The organism is Candidatus Nitrotoga sp. AM1P (assembly GCF_013168275.1).
Classification (GTDB): Bacteria; Pseudomonadota; Gammaproteobacteria; order Burkholderiales; family Gallionellaceae; genus Nitrotoga.
Window position 1 is genome coordinate 2,849,552 of the sequence record NZ_AP019547.1, and the last position, 19,773, is coordinate 2,869,324.

The 19,773-nt window shown below is 47.4% G+C and carries 24 protein-coding genes and 1 tRNA gene; 12 read left to right on the forward strand and 13 right to left on the reverse strand.

The window, feature by feature from the left end:
- Positions 1-7 precede the first annotated feature (7 nt).
- Positions 8-1,246: a lysophospholipid transporter LplT gene (gene lplT / locus W01_RS13020; RefSeq protein ID WP_173055356.1), complete on the reverse strand. Its 1,239-nt coding sequence runs from the start codon at positions 1,244-1,246 to the stop codon at positions 8-10.
- Positions 1,247-1,342: 96 nt separating this feature from the next.
- On the opposite strand from lplT, the gene alr reads away from it, so the two are divergent.
- The 4 genes from alr to W01_RS13040 all read left to right on the forward strand — a co-directional run bounded on the left by alr (position 1,343) and on the right by W01_RS13040 (position 6,220).
- Complete coding sequence (gene alr / locus W01_RS13025) at positions 1,343-2,407, forward strand: alanine racemase (protein ID WP_173055358.1); 1,065 nt, start codon at positions 1,343-1,345, stop codon at positions 2,405-2,407.
- A gap of 370 nt (positions 2,408-2,777) precedes the next feature.
- Complete coding sequence (locus W01_RS13030; protein WP_173055360.1) at positions 2,778-3,071, forward strand: hypothetical protein; 294 nt, start codon at positions 2,778-2,780, stop codon at positions 3,069-3,071.
- Positions 3,059-4,120, forward strand: coding sequence for a S8 family serine peptidase (locus tag W01_RS13035; RefSeq protein ID WP_173055362.1), 1,062 nt, complete (start codon positions 3,059-3,061; stop codon positions 4,118-4,120). Before W01_RS13030 ends, W01_RS13035 begins: the two co-directional genes overlap by 13 nt.
- 225 nt (positions 4,121-4,345) lie before the next feature.
- Entirely contained in the window at positions 4,346-6,220 is a 1,875-nt protein-coding gene (locus tag W01_RS13040; RefSeq protein WP_173055364.1) for an RCC1 domain-containing protein, read from the forward strand.
- Positions 6,221-6,345: 125 nt separating this feature from the next.
- Here W01_RS13040 and W01_RS13045 read toward each other — a convergent pair whose 3' ends face one another.
- Positions 6,346-6,585: a hypothetical protein gene (locus tag W01_RS13045; protein WP_173055366.1), complete on the reverse strand. Its 240-nt coding sequence runs from the start codon at positions 6,583-6,585 to the stop codon at positions 6,346-6,348.
- A 54-nt stretch (positions 6,586-6,639) separates the two neighbouring features.
- Between W01_RS13045 and W01_RS13050 the strand changes: the two genes are divergently transcribed.
- The 3 genes from W01_RS13050 to W01_RS13965 are packed head-to-tail and all read left to right on the forward strand — an operon-like array spanning position 6,640 to position 7,697.
- On the forward strand, positions 6,640-7,038 hold the full coding sequence (locus tag W01_RS13050) for a helix-turn-helix domain-containing protein (protein WP_173055368.1): 399 nt from the start codon (positions 6,640-6,642) through the stop codon (positions 7,036-7,038).
- Positions 7,039-7,185 (forward strand): winged helix-turn-helix domain-containing protein, encoded by a 147-nt coding sequence (locus W01_RS14775; RefSeq protein WP_173055678.1) that lies wholly within the window; start codon positions 7,039-7,041, stop codon positions 7,183-7,185.
- The gene (locus W01_RS13965; protein ID WP_256380151.1) at positions 7,176-7,697 is read left to right on the forward strand and encodes an IS630 family transposase; all 522 of its coding nucleotides are present in this window, start codon (positions 7,176-7,178) and stop codon (positions 7,695-7,697) included. Before W01_RS14775 ends, W01_RS13965 begins: the two co-directional genes overlap by 10 nt.
- A gap of 116 nt (positions 7,698-7,813) precedes the next feature.
- Here the strand turns inward: W01_RS13965 and tnpA are convergent, their stop codons facing one another.
- From tnpA to gloB, 6 genes are all read right to left on the reverse strand, one after another.
- Positions 7,814-8,245 carry an IS200/IS605 family transposase gene (tnpA, locus tag W01_RS13065; protein ID WP_173056001.1) on the reverse strand — a complete coding sequence of 144 codons (432 nt, stop codon included), beginning with the start codon at positions 8,243-8,245 and terminating at the stop codon, positions 7,814-7,816.
- A 189-nt stretch (positions 8,246-8,434) separates the two neighbouring features.
- On the reverse strand, positions 8,435-8,908 hold the full coding sequence (locus W01_RS14255) for a hypothetical protein (protein WP_242006971.1): 474 nt from the start codon (positions 8,906-8,908) through the stop codon (positions 8,435-8,437).
- A gap of 68 nt (positions 8,909-8,976) precedes the next feature.
- Entirely contained in the window at positions 8,977-9,243 is a 267-nt protein-coding gene (locus W01_RS14260) for a type I restriction endonuclease (RefSeq protein WP_242006972.1), read from the reverse strand.
- Entirely contained in the window at positions 9,243-9,452 is a 210-nt protein-coding gene (locus W01_RS14265) for a hypothetical protein (protein ID WP_242006973.1), read from the reverse strand. The genes W01_RS14260 and W01_RS14265 overlap by 1 nt, the downstream gene beginning before the upstream one ends.
- A gap of 431 nt (positions 9,453-9,883) precedes the next feature.
- Positions 9,884-9,974 (reverse strand) — tRNA-Ser (locus tag W01_RS13075).
- A 55-nt stretch (positions 9,975-10,029) separates the two neighbouring features.
- Positions 10,030-10,794, reverse strand: a complete 765-nt coding sequence (gene gloB, locus W01_RS13080; protein WP_173055369.1) for a hydroxyacylglutathione hydrolase — start codon at positions 10,792-10,794, stop codon at positions 10,030-10,032.
- A 48-nt stretch (positions 10,795-10,842) separates the two neighbouring features.
- Here gloB and W01_RS13085 point away from each other — a divergent pair, with 48 nt between their 5' ends.
- From W01_RS13085 to W01_RS13105, 5 genes are all read left to right on the forward strand, one after another.
- A complete protein-coding gene (locus W01_RS13085; RefSeq protein ID WP_173055371.1) occupies positions 10,843-11,604 on the forward strand; it encodes a class I SAM-dependent methyltransferase in 762 nt (253 codons plus the stop codon).
- The gene (gene rnhA / locus W01_RS13090) at positions 11,579-12,052 is read left to right on the forward strand and encodes a ribonuclease HI (RefSeq protein ID WP_242006974.1); all 474 of its coding nucleotides are present in this window, start codon (positions 11,579-11,581) and stop codon (positions 12,050-12,052) included. The genes W01_RS13085 and rnhA overlap by 26 nt, the downstream gene beginning before the upstream one ends.
- Positions 12,049-12,768: a DNA polymerase III subunit epsilon gene (dnaQ, locus tag W01_RS13095; protein WP_173055373.1), complete on the forward strand. Its 720-nt coding sequence runs from the start codon at positions 12,049-12,051 to the stop codon at positions 12,766-12,768. The genes rnhA and dnaQ overlap by 4 nt, the downstream gene beginning before the upstream one ends.
- 63 nt (positions 12,769-12,831) lie before the next feature.
- Positions 12,832-14,082, forward strand: a complete 1,251-nt coding sequence (locus W01_RS13100; RefSeq protein WP_173055375.1) for an NAD(P)/FAD-dependent oxidoreductase — start codon at positions 12,832-12,834, stop codon at positions 14,080-14,082.
- 283 nt (positions 14,083-14,365) lie between these two features.
- Positions 14,366-15,082 (forward strand): DUF2490 domain-containing protein, encoded by a 717-nt coding sequence (locus tag W01_RS13105; protein WP_198421298.1) that lies wholly within the window; start codon positions 14,366-14,368, stop codon positions 15,080-15,082.
- Positions 15,083-15,187: 105 nt separating this feature from the next.
- Here W01_RS13105 and W01_RS13110 read toward each other — a convergent pair whose 3' ends face one another.
- From W01_RS13110 to rpsI, 5 genes are all read right to left on the reverse strand, one after another.
- On the reverse strand, positions 15,188-16,564 hold the full coding sequence (locus W01_RS13110; protein ID WP_173055377.1) for a phosphomannomutase/phosphoglucomutase: 1,377 nt from the start codon (positions 16,562-16,564) through the stop codon (positions 15,188-15,190).
- Between the two features lie 88 nt (positions 16,565-16,652).
- Positions 16,653-16,853, reverse strand: a complete 201-nt coding sequence (locus tag W01_RS13115) for a zinc-finger domain-containing protein (RefSeq protein ID WP_173055379.1) — start codon at positions 16,851-16,853, stop codon at positions 16,653-16,655.
- A gap of 10 nt (positions 16,854-16,863) precedes the next feature.
- Positions 16,864-17,784 (reverse strand): branched-chain amino acid transaminase, encoded by a 921-nt coding sequence (locus tag W01_RS13120; protein ID WP_173055381.1) that lies wholly within the window; start codon positions 17,782-17,784, stop codon positions 16,864-16,866.
- A 297-nt stretch (positions 17,785-18,081) separates the two neighbouring features.
- A complete protein-coding gene (gene argC, locus W01_RS13125; RefSeq protein WP_173055383.1) occupies positions 18,082-19,110 on the reverse strand; it encodes an N-acetyl-gamma-glutamyl-phosphate reductase in 1,029 nt (342 codons plus the stop codon).
- 268 nt (positions 19,111-19,378) lie between these two features.
- Complete coding sequence (rpsI, locus tag W01_RS13130; protein WP_173055385.1) at positions 19,379-19,771, reverse strand: 30S ribosomal protein S9; 393 nt, start codon at positions 19,769-19,771, stop codon at positions 19,379-19,381.
- Positions 19,772-19,773 lie beyond the last annotated feature (2 nt).

A 19,773-nucleotide genomic window follows, 5' to 3' on the forward strand; every position in this document is an offset into this window, starting at 1 on the left:
TTAAAGACTACATTTGTCCCCTATCTTGATCATGACTATGCTTTTTATATAGTACCGTCATGATGCCTGCGAGCAATAGGCCGAATACTAAAGTAATCGTGTAAATGCTTAATTCCAATTTTTGCATTAAGGCAAACAATGCGAGCATGGCGAAAATACTGATGTTCTCATTAAAATTTTGTACAGCGATTGATCTGCCGGCACCCATAAGCAAGTGGCCGCGATGCTGTAGGAGGGCATTCATAGGTACCAAGAGATAGCCACCCATTGCGCCAATAATGATGAGCAGTGCAATGGCAAGGGGTGTGCTGGTAACCGGGATCATGGCCAGTACCATTAGCCCCATGGCGATGCCTACTGGCAATACTTTCACCGAGTGTTCCAGTTTGACGTATTTAGCCGCTAGTACAGACCCGATAGCGATGCCAATGGCGACCCAAGCGGTGAGCTTGGCGGCTTCGCCCATATCATAGTGAAGTACGGTGACAGCCCATGCCAATACGATTAAACGTAATGTGGCGCCTGCTCCCCAGAAAAGTGTGGTGACACTCAGTGATACTTGCCCTAGCGGGTCTTTCCATAGCAGTTTGAAACAATGCGCGAATTCACCTACCAAGAACCCTGGGTTGCGGCTTAATGGCTTGTGCTCGATTGGGACGCGCGGGATGTAGAGATTGAACAACGCTGCGATGAGATAAATAACAGTGATGATGGAGATAGCCAGTTCCGGCGCTGAGTCAATGCCGGTTTCTATTATTGGTACGTCCCACCATTGCAGCATTTGGCCTGAAATATTTGGGCCGATGAGTATCCCACCCACTACTGCGCCAAGTACGATGGCGGCAACAGTCAATCCTTCTATCCAACTATTTGCCAGTACTAATTTGTCGGACGGTAAGTATTCGGTAAGGATACCGTATTTTGCCGGGGAGTAAGCCGCCGCGCCCAAACCCGCCACTGCATAGGCGAGGAGTGGGTTTACCCCGACCAGCATCGCAATACAGCCGAACAGCTTGATGCTGTTACTGATGAACATCACGCGACCCTTGGGCAGCGAATCAGCGAAGGCGCCTACAAAAGGCGCCAGCACGATATAGGACACCACAAATGCTGCTTGCAGTATCGGAGTATGCCATTCTGGCGCATGTACTTCGTGAAGTAATGCGATGGCGGCAAAGAGTAGAGCGTTGTCTGCGAGTGCGGAAAAGAACTGCGCCGCAAGTATTATATAAAATCCGCGATTCATTGGGAGGCGCAATTTTTAAGAGCGCGTTTTATATCACGAAAATAGGATGCCTGCTATCATTAACAGCAACCTACTTTATCCTCAAATCTTGCATTCATGCCCCGTCCGATCCAAGCCCGCATTGATCTTTCCGCGTTAGAGTGCAACCTGCAAGTCGTACGTCGCGCGAGCAGCGCGCGCATTATGGCGGTGATCAAGGCCGATGCGTATGGTCATGGTTTATTACGTGCCGCTGAAGCGCTGAATGAGGCGGAAGGTTTCGCACTGCTGGATATCCGTGATGCGATATGCCTGCGCGATGCGGGGTTCAGTCAGACTATCCTGCTGCTGGAGGGATTTTTTACTCCGGACGATTTGCCGCTGGTGGCCGAATATGACCTTGCCTGTGTGATTCACAACCAGCAACAGATCGATATGCTGGACGCCTATCCGAGTCGTGGCAGCTTGGAGGTTTGGTTCAAGGTCGGCAGCGGTATGAACCGCTTAGGCTTTGCTCCAGACAAGGTTTCCGCTGCGCTGGAAAGACTCAAGGCTCACCCTGCCGTACGCGACATCACGTTGATGACGCATTTTGCCCATGCGGATGAATCGACAGGGGTGGCTGCACAATTGGACGTGTTTAATGAACTGGCCGCTCCGTACCGAATGCCCCGCTCGCTGGCTAACTCTGCCGCTCTGTTGCGTTATCCGGCAACCCATGCTGATTGGGTGCGTCCCGGTATCATGCTGTATGGTGCATCGCCGTTCGTGGAAATCAGCGCGCAACAACTCGGCTTGCAGCCAGTGATGACACTGCAAAGCCGCATCATTGCGGTGCAAGAGTTGCGTGCGGGCGAAACTATCGGTTATGGCGGGTTATTCCGCGCCGAGGCTCCCATGCGCGTTGGCGTGGTCGCCTGCGGCTATGCAGACGGTTACCCGCGTCATGCTCCAACAGGTACTCCAGTACTGATAGACGGCCAGCGTACTCGCACCTTGGGACGCATTTCGATGGATATGCTGACTGTGGATTTAAGTGCATTGTCGGCTGCAGATGTAGGCAGTAGCGTCACGTTATGGGGAGAGGGGTTGCCGGTGGAACAGGTAGCTCATGTGGCAGGTACTATCAGCTATGAGCTGCTGTGCGCGCTGACCGCACGCGTACCGATTGTGGCTAATTAAATTGGTCTCGGGAACAAAGCAAGAATAGCGTCCGTTCGCAGTAACTAACGAAAAATAAATGGTAATGACGACAATTAGCTTGACTATTAAATAGGACTCCTATATTATTTATATAATATGACTGTTCCTATACAAATTTCATATACCAAAATGTTTTTGATTTTTTTAATCAATGACTTGACTGCAAACCATACATATTTCCATTGGTCTTTTCCACCAATATCAAAGAGAAGTAACTAATCACTATGGATTCAGCTTGGATATTTGGTTCTGGCACTGTCCATTAAGGTTAATTTTCTTACCTTCCAAATCAGTACATATAAATTGAGGGAATTTTTTAAGGAACAAAATTATTCAAATCACAATCTGCATGTTCTGCATTGTTCTTAGCTCGGAAATATTTGCAAAGGAAATACAAAATACGAATTCATCATTTATCAAAGATGACCAAGGAAAAATACTCTATATTATTGATCTGATTGATAATGCAACTTTAGAATATTCTGAAAAAGAGATTATTCCAGGAAATTTGGATGATAAAGATGGATTGCCCAAGTGGCATAAGCCTGAAATGCGTCGCTTGGCGCGACATGTCCAAGCAATTCGATTTCATTCCAGTAAATATCGCAAGTTGGGTCGGAAACACCATTATTGCTTTTTTTAACACCACATCAAGTAGCAGAATTGCAAAAGGACAGTCGCGTGGCTCTCATTACACAAGACTCCATTGTGGACATGAGCAGTGGCTGGGTGGATAGTACAATAGGCGATGAAACAACGTCTTGGGGCGTGATTGCTGTCGGTGGAGGAATGCAAATAAATCACTCAGGAACAGGTGTCACCGTCTATGTTCTAGATACTGGAGTCGGTTACCATGCTGATCTTGGCGGGTTTAATTCGTCTCAGGTCCAGCGTTTCAATCCTAATTTTTACATATCGAACCATGTTAAGTACCCTGCTAATACCGTGGGTTGTTATGCTCACGCTACTCATGTGGCGGGTATCATTGGCGCACAGACAAATGGTATTGGTACTAAAGGAATAAACCCTGGGGTACCAATTGTGTCGGTAGGGACAAGAACATCCCCCAACGGGAATCCTAATCTTTGTTCAGGTGGTGACACAATCGATAGTTATGTTATTGCTGGAATGGATTTAATTATGCAAAAAATTGCTACCTCTACTTCAGGTAAGCCCGGAATTGTAAACATTTCAATGAATAATTCGATGGGTTTATATAAATATGGCCAAACTCTTGGCAATAAATTATTTGTCCTTTCTCAGCCTGGGCTAAAATATATTAACGGACAGCTCACCGCTTATTCAGGAGCTTTCGTTGCTCAGTCAGCGGGCAAGAACTATCAGGATGCATGCAACTTCGCTTTCGATGGCTTTAATCATCAAGGTGCTAATATTTATGATGGCATTATGGTAGTCGGTGCCATCATGAGTAATGGGTTTCCAGTACAGAAACCCGTGAGTGGGAATGGATTCATTAATTTTCCTTATGCAGGGGACGGAGCGGGATCGAACTATGGTCGGTGCGTCGATGTGTGGGCTCCGGGGAATATAATCAAGTCAACTTGGGCGAGTACTGTTTCTCCTTACACCCAGTTATCGAATGTTCCCTACAATAATTACGTTAACCTTTCAGGTACGTCAATGGCGGCACCACATATTGCGGGGTGGCAGCCTATCTTGCCGAAACTCTGAATCTCATAACTCCACAACAAATTGAAGCTGCCGTGAGAGCTCATTTTATTTGGTTAGGTAACTATGATACTGATTGGTATCCAGTGAATATGCCTGTTTTGTAACATAATGTTTCATTTATTGTGCTCTTATTGTCAGTTAGTAATAATCGAGAAAGTTAATCTTGGTTATTGCTTCTTTTGACCTAATTTCAGGTGTGCAAAATCAACCCACGAGAGGTACCTTATGTTGATTTCTTTGCAGGCTCGTCGCCAGTCCAAGATATTATTAGCGACCCTTTTACTGTTTTCAGGATTAGGTGCTCAAGCAGCTGTGCCGCAACTTGCAGTGGGTGATTCTCACTCCATCGCACTGAAGGGCGACGGCACAGCATGGACCTGGGGGAGCGATACCTGGGGACAACTCGGAAGCAACGCAATCCCGACTAGGAACCATCTAACCTCCTCTTCTGTGCCGGTACCGGTGACAGATTTGGGTTTCACCACATCCACTATGGCCAGTGCTCATTACTACAGCCTTGCGCTGAAGGGGGATGGCACGGTATGGGCCTGGGGTGATGCGGGACATTTCTCGTCAGGTTGGGCTACAACTGGACTGGGTGAGGCGCCTGTACAGATGGTTGGAATCAGTGAAATCACGGCCATTGCTGCAGGCTATTATAATACCGTGGTACTTAAAAGTGATGGCACCGTGTGGTCATGGGGATTGACAGACTTTAACCCCACAGAAGAGGAGATTCAATTTGCACCGCCAATGCAGGCAGCCGGCCTCGCCGGAATCAGGGCCATCGCCGCAGGTGCCCAGTATGGTGTTGCATTAAGAAGCGACGGTACAGTGTGGTCTTGGGGTGTTAATCCTTTCGGCATCCTCGGCAACGGCACTACTACTAGCGACTCCGACATACCAGTACGGGCGGCGGGCTTGGAAGGAATTATAGCCATCGCGGCAGGCGATCTACATACAGTAGCACTGAAAAACGACGGCACGGTGTGGGCTTGGGGGCACAACTCGAGCGGACAACTCGGTATCGGGACGACTACCGATTCAACTATACCGGTGCAGGTGCCGGGTATTGCCGGAGTAATACGCATTGCAGCGGCAGGGGGTAATACCGTTGCTTTAAAAAATGATGGCACGGTATGGGTTTGGGGATACAACGCCGATGGGCAGCTTGGAAATGGCACCCATGTCAATTCATTAGTCCCAATACAGGTAGCGGGTCTGGATGATGTTGAGGCCATTGCCGCAGGCAGCCGCAATATTGCCGCACTGAAGCGTGATGGAAGCGTATGGGAATGGGGTGACAATTCATCCGGCCAAAATGGAAATGGCACTTATGTAAATTCCATCATACCTGTCCAATCTCTCATCAACCTCGGGATTGACAACAATCCATATACTGGACTCTGGTGGAATCCAAACGAATCTGGCTGGGGCATGAGCATCACCCAGCACAACGCTATGATTTTTGCCGCGCTCTACACGTATGACCAAGCCGGCCAGCCCACCTGGTATGTCATGTCCCGTTGCCCGGTTGCGGTCCACAGTTGTACGGGGGAAATCTACAAAGTGATGGGTGGTACACAACCAGTTGTTTCGTGGAACGGTTCCGGTAAAGTGGTCAGTAGCGTTGGTTCGGGCACACTGACGTTCGCCGATGCCAATAATGTGACGTTCAACTACACCCTTGAGGGCGTTGCCGGAACCAAATTTATCACGCGGCAGGTTTTTGCCATGGATAGCATTCCCTCGGCTGTTGATTACAGTGATTTGTGGTGGAACCCGAAGGAGTCCGGTTGGGGTGTTGCCATCACTCAGGAATACGGGATGGCATTTGCCACATGGTACACCTATGACGCAAACGGCAAGGCAATCTGGTATGTGGCGTCCCGTTGTCCCGTGATCGGAAACGGTTGCACCGGGGATCTGTATCAAGTGACCGGTGGCTCACCATTTACTTCTCCATGGAATGGCTCGAACAAGGTTGTAACCGGGATCGGATCGGTGACTTTCACGTTCAGCGATGCGAACAATGGCGTTATGGCCTATTCCATCAATGGTTCAGCCGGAAGTCGGAACATCACACGGCAAGGGTTTTGAAAATTATTACCGAGCGCCCTTATCCTCCGGTTATCCTTCGTTTTTTAGGTTAAGCGTTCCATGACAAACCTCTTCCATTCAAGGCACACCATAGATAAATTGGGGTCAGACTCTGATGTCTCCCCTCAAAATTGCAGCGCAGGATGCTCATAACGCAGCCGTTCAAGGGCTGCACCAAGCTCATGCGGCGGGAATGCCGCCATACCATGTTGTATAAGCTGCAATGCCAAAGTAATCACAGAGAGAACCGGGCGCGAACGCCGCGTGTTGCTCTGGAATTTTAACTCCAACTGTCGCGCTTTACCCACCTCACCAATCAAGCGCAGTACGAACGAGGCAAGACATGCGACCAGTAGTAATTCCATTTATATATCAATAGTGCAAAATTACCTGATCGAATAAACGGGGGGAGGTAATTCATGTCACGACCACCGCGAGGCCAGGATGTACTTGCTATCGCACTCCAAGCCATTGCTTCAGCGACGACGATTGAACCGTTACGACAAGCACAGGCAGTGGTCTTGCCCCTTCAATACGGCATGAGTCTGGAGCAAACAGCACAGGTCATCGGATTGTCCAAAGGTTGGGCGTGCCGTTTGCGCAACCAGTTCATTGCGGGTGGAGCCATAGGCGATAAAGGTAAGTCCGTGCGCGGAGGGCGATACAGAGAACACTTCACCCCTGAGCGCGAAGCCGAACTGCTCAAACCGTTCCTGGAGCCTGCCCGTATGGGCGGTATTTTGGTGGTCAGCCAGATCAAGCCCCAACTCGAAATAGCGCTGGGGCGGAAGATGGCGCTGTCATCGGTGTACAAATGACTGCATCGGCACAACTGGCGCAAACTCGCACCTGACAAAAGGCATCCGCAAAGCAATCCTGTAGCCCAGGCAGACTGGGAAAAAAACTCCCCGAAACGCTCGCCGAAATCCGCCAGGACTGAGCAAGAAACGAACCGATCCGACTGATGCTTCAAGACGAGGCGCGTTTTGGGCGCATCAACGACGTACGTCGGTGTTGGGCTCCCAAGCCCGTACAACCACTATGCCAAGCGATGCTGACCCACGAGTACACCTACGCCTACGCGGCAGTGGAGGCCAAAAGTGGAGAGCTTGATTCTTTGATCTTGCCATACGTCAATACCGACTGCATGCAGCTGTTTCTCGATGAGGTGGGTGCGCGCCACCCCAGCGACAAAATCGTAATGGTGCTCGATGGCACCGGCTGGCACGCCAGTCGGTTACTCAAACTACCACAGAGCATGAAACTGTTACCTTTGCCACCTTATGCGCCTGAGCTCAATCCCGTCGAACATGTGTGGGATGAATTGCGTGAGAAGCACTTCCATAACCGCGTCTTCGATAGTCTTGATGCACTGGAGGATCAGCTCGAAGTGACCCTGCATACCTTCGAGAATAATGCGCCAATGGTCAAGTCCATTGTGGCTTGGGAATGGATTATTAATGCTTTATTGAATTAAAAATGGAATAAGTATCCTCCGGCAAAGCCGGGGACTTTAATTTGTGAGCCGCTCAAAGCGGCTTAACGGGGTCGCTTACGCGGCCCTTACTCTTGTAGCCACCTTTCGGTGGCAGGTCAGCGCCATAACTGCATCTGCTCTAGACGCTTGTCTTCTTCCTCTTGATGCCGAATGTACTGCCGGATCGACTCTTCATCTCGGCCTACCATTGACACAAAATATCCTCTCGCCCAAAAGTGTTGCCCTACAAAATTACGCTTGCGCTCACCATACACTCGCGCCAGATGGATTGCTCTTTTCCCTTTGATGTACCCGATGACTTGCGATACCGAATACTTCGGTGGAATCGATATCAACATGTGTGCATGATCAGGCATCAGATGTCCTTCCTTTATCCGACTTTCTTTGTATTCGGACAGCCTCTTGAACACTTGCCCAAGGTGCGGCCTCAACTGCTCGTACAACGTTTTACGTCTACACTTCGGAATGAATATCACGTGATATTTGCATTCCCATTTACTATGGCTTAGGCTTTCACTCTCGTCCATTTCGATCCGCCCTTCTTCGTTTGCTTGGCGGCTCACGATTCAGAGTGTCGCAGATGGACTCCCATAAATGTCAAACTTCTTCTGTCACCCCGGCATAGCCGGGGGATTTCCTATGCTGGGTTAATCCTCTTGAGTTCCGCTCTGTTGCATGTACTGAAGCACAGTTTCTTTTAATTTCTCTGCATATTTTTAGATATCATCTATTTCAGTCAATTGAACTTTCTCTTCATCTTTGCCATTAAATAAACCAAGAGCTAGCCTGCTGGTGTTATTGAAACGTAATCTACAAATTGGTTTACGATTGTTGTCATCAAGGAGAATAGCGCAGTAGCTCTGAGCGTCTCTCATTGTGATTCTTCGAGAGGTTATTACATCGCGTAAAACTGCACGAATTATATGGAAGCCTTCAATTTCTTCAGGGCTTGTAATGATTTGTAGCGCATCAGGCTCTATGGCTTCATTGATAGCCTGCTCTTTCGTCTCCAAACTTCCATCTGGAGACATTGCAACTTTTAATCGCTCGTTAATTCGATCACCAATAAGTTGCTTAAACGCACGTTTTGTAATTTGCGTGAATTGATCCTTAATGGCCGGTGTAAAACGCTTTCCAGCAAGAAACTCAGCAGAAACTAGACGAACAAACTCTTCTGATGGACTAGCCATCCAATCAGAAAGAACGTTTTGGATTGCGCGGGTATATTTAAGATCGTTCGCAGTAGTGAGTATTGTTTCTAAATCAAACGCAAGCTTTGTGAATTTTTTAACTCCTCAACATCTTGTTCCTTGAAATCAAGAATATTGAACTCAAAAAATGGTTTTTCGTCCATTTTGTTCGGATGTTCTAAATCAGTAAAAAATCTATACACAATGCCGTTTGTAAGAACTCCAAATCTTGCCTCTGTGACATGGAAATAACGAAACAACTGGGACGCATGGTTTATGTTTAGGTCGCCGCCACATTTTTTACATTCAAAAAGAATGATCGGCTTGCCCTCCATTAAAATGGCGTAATCAACTTTCTCACTTTTTTTGTTCCAATGTCTGATATTAGTTCAGGCGTTACTTCAAGCGGATCAAAGACGTTATATCCCAGAGCTTGAATAAACGGCATCACCATCGCATTTTTAGTTGCTTCTTCTGTTTGAACTATGCCTCTTGTATTTATGATACGCGCAGCTAGTGATTTTAGTTGATCGATGAAATCCATAAAGTTTCCCGTGGTTTTATTAATATCAATTCATCGACGAACGCTTAGTATAGAGTCCTTGCGCTGCGCCCAATTTGCGCCGCCAGCAAGAAAGCTATGTTCGCCTAGAACATATGGCTAATGCAAGTTCATTAGGCGGATGCTTGACGAAAAACTGACTAAAAGTATGATCAGAACAAATTAAAAAATTTAGCGACATATACAGCTTATTGATACGGCCAAGTGAAGTTTGAAGTAGGAGGCGCCGTCACTGTGCGGTTTGACTGGTAGATAAATTCAAACATATCCTAGCCGGATCGATAGTTAAAATAAGTATTCCATAATCTGACTACCTGAGTGCGGTTTTTTTACGTCAAGCAGAAAGCCAAAGGCGGGTACAAACGTGGGTAGATTTAAATTAAGCCTTGGAATGTTTGTTTTTATTGGTTGTTTGGCGGAGAGGGCGGGATTCGAACCCGCGTTAGGATATTATCCTAAACACGCTTTCCAGGCGTGCGACTTAAACCGCTCATCCACCTCTCCGAAGGTCGCGCAGAATAAACCAGAAAGGGCTTTATCGCAATCAAAAATAATTTTTTTAGAAATTATTTTTTAAGGTGCGCAGGGCAGTAAAGATACTGATTTCATCGGTCTCTTTAATTTGTGTCATGCGTAATGTGGTGGCGATAACGCTTGGCTCAGCGCAGCGCAAAAAAGGGTTGGTGTCTTTTTCCAAGGCAATAGTCGAGGGTAACGTTGGATGCCCGGCAGCGCGTAATGCCTGCACGTCTGCTTGACGTTGTTTGAGCCGAGCATTGTCGGGTTCACAGACTAATGCGAAGCGGATGTTAGCCTCAGTATATTCATGTCCGCAATATACTTTTGTTTCATCAGGTAACTTTGCAAGCCCTTGCAGGGAATAGAATAATTGCGTAGCGGTTCCTTCAAATAATCTGCCACAGCCACAACCGAACAAGGTATCGCCACAAAACACGCCGCCGGCGCCCAGATAAGCGATATGTCCGTGGGTATGGCCAGGGATATCCATAACACTCAGTTTTATTTTTAATTCCGGGAATTCAATTACATCACCTTCGCCAAGCATATGACTGATGCAGGGGATATTTTCAAGCTGTGGCCCATACACAGGCACGTTGTATAATTCAACAAGTTTACAGACGCCACCGACGTGATCATTGTGATGGTGAGTACACAGGATGGCGGTGAGTTTGAGTTTATGTAAAGTGAGATAAGCCAGCACCGGTACTGCATCACCCGGATCGACCACTACCACATTTTGATGGTCATGCAACATCCAGATGTAGTTGTCCTTAAATGCAGGGATGGGAATAATATTTAACATGGGAATGTCCATTTTTTATTTGGCTATACTCAAGTGAAAGAGTATTGCATGTCAACCACAAATACGCTGAATGATTGGTTTGCCACGCCTCCAGGGAAATATTTGCTGGAGTGCGAGCAAACATTATTTGATCACAGTGTGTCTGATATTTTTGGCTTCAATGCGCTGCAACTCGGGCTTGCCGAGCATGATTTTCTGCGTGCCAGTCGTATGCCACTACGCACCATAGTGGGGAACGAGGCCGGAGTACAAGTCCGGCTGAATATGCACGAATTGTCATTCGAATGCAGTAGTTTGGATTTGGTGCTTCTGCCGCATGTATTGGAATTCAATTCCCATCCTCATCAAATTTTACGCGAGGTTGAATGTGTCTTAAGACCGGAGGGAAATGTCATCATCAGCGGCTTCAATCCGCGTAGCTTATGGGGGGCGCGGCGCATATTGGGTTCGCGGACAAATTTCCCCTGGCGCGGAGATTTTATTGCGTTGTCGCGATTGAAGGATTGGCTGGCATTACTGGGATTTGTAGTGGTAACAGGGCGTTTTGCCTGTTACGCCCCTCCGCTCACCAATCCAAATTGGCTTAACCACTTTAATTTTATGGAGCCAGCGGGCGACCGCTGGTGGGCGGTGTGGGGCGGAGTATATTTTTTGCAGGCGATTAAGCACGTGCCGGGAATGAACCTGATCAAGCCAAAATGGAATGAGGGACTGGTTGGTAAGCTGCTACCAGCAACACCTAAGCTGAATAGGGAGATATCGCAGTGTAAAAAACGGAGTCCGAATGAACGAACTTGTGACAATGAGTGAAGATATAGTAGAAATTTATACGGATGGGGCTTGCAAGGGGAACCCCGGCGTGGGCGGCTGGGGCGCACTATTACAAATTATGGGCAAGGAGCGCGAGCTGTGCGGTGGCGAGGCGCATACAACCAACAATCGCATGGAGCTGCTGGCCGCGATTCGCGCGCTGGAGGCATTGAAACGGCCATGCCGAGTGGTTCTGCATACCGATTCAAAGTATGTGCAGCAAGGCATTAGTATCTGGGTGCATAACTGGAAGCAGCGTGGCTGGAAGACTGCCGACAAGAAGCCGGTCAAAAATGAGGACTTGTGGCGCACACTGGATGAACTAGCGAACAAGCATCATGTTCAGTGGGTGTGGATAAAAGGACATGCTGGGCATGATGGAAACGAGCGTGCCGATGAATTAGCCAATCGCGGGATTGAGCAATTTTTGAATGAAAGCATGAAATGAGACAAATCGTATTGGATACCGAAACCACTGGCCTCGATCCCGGGAAAGGCCACCGCATCATTGAACTGGCAGCTATCGAATTATGCAACCGTAAAGTTTCTGATCGACGTTTTCACCGCTATCTTAATCCGGAACGCGAGATTGATGCGGGAGCGGCCGAGGTGCATGGCCTGACGCTGGAGCGTCTGCAGGACGAACCCAAATTTGCTGAAATTGCACCAGCGCTACTCGAGTTTATCAGCGGTGCAGAACTCATCATTCACAATGCGCCGTTTGATATCGGGTTCCTCAATAAGGAGCTGGAACGTAGCGGGCTGCCTGTGTTAAATAACTATTGTGTGAGCGTCATTGACACACTGAAACTGGCCAAAGAGTTGCATCCCGGCAAGAAAAACAATCTGAACGCTTTGTGTGACCGTTACCAGATAGATAATTCTCATCGCACTTTGCATGGCGCACTATTGGATACCGAGCTGTTGGCAGAGGTTTATCTGTCCATGACGCGCGGGCAGAAAAGTTTGCTGGATGATGGGAGCAATGAACAGAAAGAAGAGCCGATCATGGTTTTTGCAGATTTATCGCGTTTGAAACTGCGTGTGCTGCCTGCTAGCACTGATGAACTGGCGCAACACGCGCAACAGTTGGCCGATATCGAAAAAGCCAGCAAAGGTGCATGTCTGTGGAAACAGTTGGAGCTTTTGGAGGTGCAGTCGTGATACATAATGTTAGAAGCATGGCCAAGCTGATAGGCTGTTAATAGTGGCTAGCTGCCTGTTGCAATGAGTGTCAATGTGGATGTATTGATCATCGGTGCCGGCGCAGCGGGCATGATGTGCGCTATCGAGGCTGCACGTCGAGGGCGTTCTGTGCAGTTACTTGATCACTCTAAAAAACTGGCAGAAAAGATTCGCATCTCCGGCGGTGGTCGCTGCAACTTCACCAATTTGTACGCCAAATCGGAAAATTACTTATCTGGCAATCCACATTTTTGTCGCTCCGCATTGGCGCGCTACACCCCCCAACATTTCATCACATGGCTTAACCAACAAGGCATTGGTTATCACGAAAAAAAACTCGGGCAACTATTTTGTGACGAAGGATCGGTAGCCATTATTGCGATGCTAAAAAACGAATGCGATGCAGCGGGTGTACGTTGGCTTATGTCTTGCGAAGTGCATAAGGTTGAGCGCCTCAATCCCTCTTTCCCGCAAGCAGGAGAAGGGTCAGATGTAAAAGACAATATGCGTCCATCAACCGAACGATTTAGTTGCAATACCAATCATGGCTCGTTTCGTGCGCAGTCCTTGGTGGTTGCCAGCGGTGGCCTGTCTATTCCCAAGATTGGCGCAACACCGTTTGGTTACCAAGTCGCGCAGCAGTTCAACATTCCCGTAACCAAACTCAGGCCGGGGTTGGTGCCATTGAGTTTTCATCCGGATGATTGGGCACCTTATGTTGATCTCGCCGGAATTTCCGTGGATGCGGTGGTAAGTTATGGGAAACAAATTTTTCGCGAAAATCTCCTTTTTACCCATCGCGGCCTCAGTGGCCCCGCCATCTTGCAAATCTCCTCTTATTGGGAACCGGGCCAGCCGCTGCACATTAATTTGCTTCCGGATCATGACACACTGAAATTGTTCACGCAGCAGCGAGACAGCCGCATGTTGCTGAGCAATTTTTTTGCACAATATTTGCCCAAACGATTTATTGAAACATGGTATGCCCAGTTGGCCGGGAATAATCTTTCCGGTAACATGCCGATTAACCAATATTCGGATAAAGAGATTGCTGCACTTGCTGCCAAATTGCATAATTGGCAAATTACGCCTAGCGGCACATTGGGTTATACCAAGGCAGAAGTTACCTGCGGGGGTGTTGACACCCATGCCTTATCGTCTAAAACCATGGAAGCCAATAAAGTGAACGGCCTGTATTTTATCGGAGAAGTAGTTGATGTAACAGGTCAGCTAGGCGGCTACAACTTTCAGTGGGCATGGTCATCCGGTTATGCTGCCGGGCAATATTGCTGAGCTTTTGATGGTTGTATTTGTATTGTAGAAGGTGATGATGGCTGTACATCAGGAAAAGCGATGCCGTTGCGAAAACGGGGCTACATTCATTGCTAGTTAGCGTCTCACACTCAAATTTTAGATACTCAGCTCCAATAGGAGTTTAGTTATGTCACCTTTCGGGTAATGCAAAGGGAGAGGCTGAATGCCTAAGCTGAATAAAGTTAAGCATCTAAAAATTTAAATTTTTCAGATAGTTAGATTAAATTTTTGATACAAAATATTCTATAGCGAGGAGAATACAGTGCTAAATAAAATAAATATGTCTACCGCATTAACAATATCTGGCTTATTGCTTTCTGGCCCAGTTATTGCCGCAAAAGATATAAACGATTTCCAAACATGGGGCACAGCAACGGCGGTGGGCAGCCTAGAAAATGTCAATCCGGCATTAAAGAATTTCAAATACTGGGCGGAATTTCAAGGGCGTTTTGGCGATGACACGTCGCGCTTTTCTCAGGCTATCATTCGCCCAGGGATAGGATATGCAATTAACAATACGACTAGTGTTTGGGCGGGTTATGCATTGGTTCCCACTGCAGAACCATTTTCCAAAACGACATTCAACGAACGGAGATTCTGGCAACAATTATTATGGAACAATAAATTTTCATTCGGATCAGTCACCAGTCGAAGCCGCTTGGAAGAACGTTTAGCACCTCGTTTGGGTGATGATACCGCTATACGTTTTCGACAAATGCTGAAAGTATCTGTACCACTGACTGCTGCTCCAGCTTATAGCATAGTGGCTAGCGATGAATACTTTCTAAATCTCAACAATAACGATTGGGGACCTCAAAAAGGATTCGATCAAAACAGAGCGTTCATAGGGGTAGGCTATAATTTTAATAAAGAGATTAAATCTGAAATCGGCTATATGAATCAGTATATTAACCGGCCACTGACTTCAGTAAACCGGAACGATCATATTTTATCGATTAATTTTTATTTCAATTATTAACTTCGGTAGATTTAAGCACTATATACAAAAAAGCACAGCTGAATGCCGCTTAAAGTCAAAAATATTCCACATAACGCAAGATATTTTCAACCAAAATAACTCGCATCAGAATGGTAGTTTTAAACTTGGATTGGTATTCAGCAGCACGCGGCGAAAGTCTTGCTTAATTCTGGTTAGTGCTTCTTCATTATCTGCTTCAAAGCGTAATACAACCACTGGCGTTGTATTACTGGATCGTATTAAGCCAAAACCGTCGGCATATTCCACGCGCAGGCCATCTATGGTGATAATGTCCTGTACATCGGTAAATTTGGCATCCTTCTGCAGCTGTGTGATCAGTGCGTAGTTCTCTCCTTCCTTTAGCTTAATTTGCAGTTCCGGTGTATTAATTGAATTGGGCAGGCCATTCAGCAGGCCATTTGCATCTGACTGTTTGCTCAAACATTCGAGCAAACGGGCACCCGCGTACAGACCGTCATCGAAGCCATACCATCGTTCCTTGAAGAATATATGGCCACTCATTTCTCCTGCCAGTGATGCGCCGCATTCCTTCATTTTTGCCTTGATGAAGGAATGGCCGGTTTTCCAGAGTGTCGGTTTACCACCATGCTGTGTGATCCAGCCAAACAACTTGCGCGTGGATTTAACGTCAAAGATAATTTCTGCACCAGGATTACGTCCCAGCACATCGGCGGCGAACAGCATTAATTGCCTGTCCGGAAAAATAATATTGCCATTTTTAGTGACAACGCCCAAGCGATCACCGTCGCCGTCGAAGGCTAAGCCCAATTCGCTATCATTGCTGGAGAGTGCATGAATCAGATCTTGCAAATTTTCCGGTTGTGAAGGATCAGGATGATGATTAGGGAAATTGCCATCTACTTCGCAAAACAGTTCCGTGACAGTGCAGCCCAACTGGCGATACAAAGTGGCGGCAAAATCCCCGGCCACGCCATTGCCGCAATCGACCGTGATCTTCATGGGCCGCGCCAATTTAATGTCGGAAACGATGCGTGCAATATATACGGGGCCTATATCAAATTGCGAATAAGCGCCCGCACCATGACTGAGATTATTTTGCTCGATACGTGCGCGTAAAGCTTGTATGGTGTCACCAGAAAGCGTCTCGCCGCCCAGTACCATTTTCAGTCCATTATAATCGGGGGGATTGTGGCTACCGGTGATCATAACCGCAGAATGCGTGTCCAGATGATAAGCTGCAAAATACACCATAGGCGTGGCAACACGGCCAACATCAATGACGTTGATACCGCTCTTCTGAATGCCACGTGCTAAAGCGGCGGCAAATTCCACACCTGACAGACGTCCGTCGCGACCAATTGCAATCGTGTGCTGGCCACGTGCCTTGGCTTCTGAGCCAATAGCGTGGCCAATAATCTCGATAATTTCCTGGGTCAGTGATTTGCCGACAATGCCGCGAATATCGTAGGCCTTGAAAATTTCTTTAGGTAAGTTTTGCATGGTTTTACTCCATGGATTAGATAGGAATGCGGCATACCTGATGTGATCAACTTAAAGCGCGTCATGATTTTGCGCCTGGCGGGAATTTTTAATGATGTCCTTTAGGTAATTCACCCTTGAACTTGTACAGGGTGCCGCAATAGGGACAGCGCGCTTCACCAATTTTGTCGACTGGAATGGCCACTCTGGGATGTGCATTCCATAGGCTCGTATTAGGCATGGGACAATAAAGCGGCAAGTCTGTGGCGGTCACTTCGATATAGCGTAGCTTGGCATGTTCGGTTTGCATGTAATTCCCTTTAAACGTGTGCCAACCAATCGGCATATTGCGAATTTTTTCCACTGACACAATCAAAAAACAGCGCTTGCAGGCGCGTGGTGATCGGGCCGCGCGCACCATTGCCTATAGTACGGTTATCCAGTTCGCAGATCGGTGTAACTTCGGCCGCAGTACCCGTAAAGAAAGCCTCGTCGGCACAATATACCTCATCGCGCGTGATGCGTTTTTCGATCAGTTCTATACCAAGATCAGCCGCCAGTGTGATGATAGAGTCGCGCGTGATGCCTTCCAGGCAGGAAGTCAGGTCTGGGGTATACAGCTTGCCTTTTTTCACAATAAAGATGTTCTCGCCCGCTCCTTCCGCGACATAACCATCCACGTCCAATAGCAACGCTTCGTCATAGCCATCGTGCGCTACTTCTTGATGGGCCAGAATGGAATTGGTGTAAGTACCGACCGATTTGGAACGGCACATATTAATGTTTACATGATGGCGGGTGAAACTGGAAGTTTTGACACGAATACCTTTTTCCATTCCCTCTACACCCAGATACGCGCCCCATGGCCAAGCTGCAACGGCGACATGGGTGCTAATAGCAGTGGCGGCGATACCCATAGCTTCCGAGCCATAAAACACAATAGGCCGAATATAGCAGGACTCCAGATTATTGGCGCGTACTACTTCACGTTGCGCCTCCATTAAGGTTTCTTTGTCGAAAGGCATCTTCATCTTGAAGATATAGGCTGAATTAAACAGGCGGTCGGTATGATCCTTCAGACGAAAAATTGCCGTGCCCTCAGTAGTTTTGTATGCACGTACCCCTTCAAACACTCCCATACCATAGTGCAGTGTATGCGTCAGCACGTGTGTTGTGGCATCTCGCCAAGGCACGAGTTTGCCGTCATACCAGATAAAACCATCGCGGTCAGCCATAGACATGGTTGAATTTCCTTAAGAGTATTACAAAGATTTCAATTCTAACGTTTTCCGTGTACTTTATGAAGCAATAGTATTTTTCAAAAATGAAACAATAGGATTCAAGAAACGAGATTTTCAGCTGGTATCCTGAATTTTTCGAGCTTCTTCCATGAGGTAAGTTTAAAAAATGGCTATTTACGTTTTGTTAAACTTAAAACGAAGGTATCAAATTATGCAAAGAATACCGAAAACGATGTACAGCTGGAATCCATTACTGATAACCCCACTTCAAATTACCCTAAATTGACTTAATGCATTCTAAGGCAGCAAAGGGATGCTGGTCAGCGCTGTCGTTTCAGGTAGACCAAACATAATATTCATATTCTGTACCGCTTGACCGGCCGCACCTTTAACCAGATTGTCAATTATTGACAATACAACCACAGTATTACCTTGTTGCGGCCGGTGTACCGCGATACGGCAGCAATTCGCACCGCGTACAGTACGCGTTTCCGGATGGCTGCCGGCTGGCATTACATCCACAAATGTCTCATTGGCGTAACGCTGCTCATATAGCGCTTGCAGGTCGGCATCACATTGTAGGCGCGCATACAATGTGGCATGAATACCGCGTATCATCGGAGTAAGATGTGGCACAAAGGTCAAACCAATTTTCTGTTGTGCCGCTCGCGCGAGCCCTTGACTAATTTCTGGTAAATGGCGATGTCCAGATACGCCATAAGCTTTGAAATTGTCCGCTGCCTCGGAAAACATGATACTAACCTCTGCCTTGCGCCCCGCGCCAGACACACCTGATTTCGCATCGGCAATCAAACTGTTGCAATCCACAATCCCCGCTTCCAATAACGGAAGGAAACCGAGCTGCACAGCCGTTGGATAGCAACCCGGATTGGCCACTAGCCGTGCATGTTTTATCTGCTCACGGTTGCTCTCTGGCAGACCATATATTGCTTCAGGAACCAGATCAGGACAGACGTGGCTCATACCATACCATTTTTCCCAAACCGCCACGTCTTGAATACGAAAATCCGCCGCTAAATCTATTATCCGTACCCCTGCGTCAAGCAATGCGCGTGCATGATGCATGGCAATGCCATTGGGTGTGGCAAAGAATACTAAATCACATTGATCCAGACGTGACTCATCTTGGTGGGTAAAACATAAATCCACATAGCCACGCAAACTGGGAAACATCTGGCTGACTGGCATCCCTTGGTCGGCGCGCGAGGTAATGGCGCACAACTCCACTTGTGGATGTTGTGCCAATAACCGCAACAGCTCGACTCCCGTATAACCTGTTCCTCCAACGATGCCAACTTTGATCACTTCTTTCCCCTATTTTGCGTTACCTATGGCAGATACATCTCAGCAGCTATTATCCCTGTAAGGCGGTCGACAGTGCCATAACCAATTGAAATCGCCATCACGAAAGATACAGGATCAACGATTACAGCCTGTTCTGCGCGCACTCAAACTGTCAGGGCATTGTTCCGGTTTATGAAGCGCTCAACTGTGCCAACTATTTATAAACGAAATAGTAGAACAAAAATGAAAAACCGCCCAAAGGCGGCTTTTCCAAACACTCCAAATACGCTTAACGCTTGGAGAATTGCTTGCGGCGGCGCGCCTTGCGCAAACCAACTTTTTTACGTTCAACTTCACGCGCATCACGGGTAACGAGTCCAGCTTTGCTCAACATTGGCTTCAAGCTCGCGTCAAAATCTATCAGAGCACGAGTGATGCCATGGCGCACCGCTCCCGCTTGACCAGATTCACCACCTCCACACACGTTTACCATAATATCAAATTTGTTAAGCATGTCGGTCAGTTCCAGCGGCTGACGAACTATCATGCGACCAGTTTCTCTCGAAAAAAATATATCGAGTGGCTTATCATTTACCACGATATCACCCTTGCCTGGTTTAATGAATACACGAGCTACTGCGCTCTTGCGGCGACCGGTGCCATAGTTGTAAGTCACGTTCATGA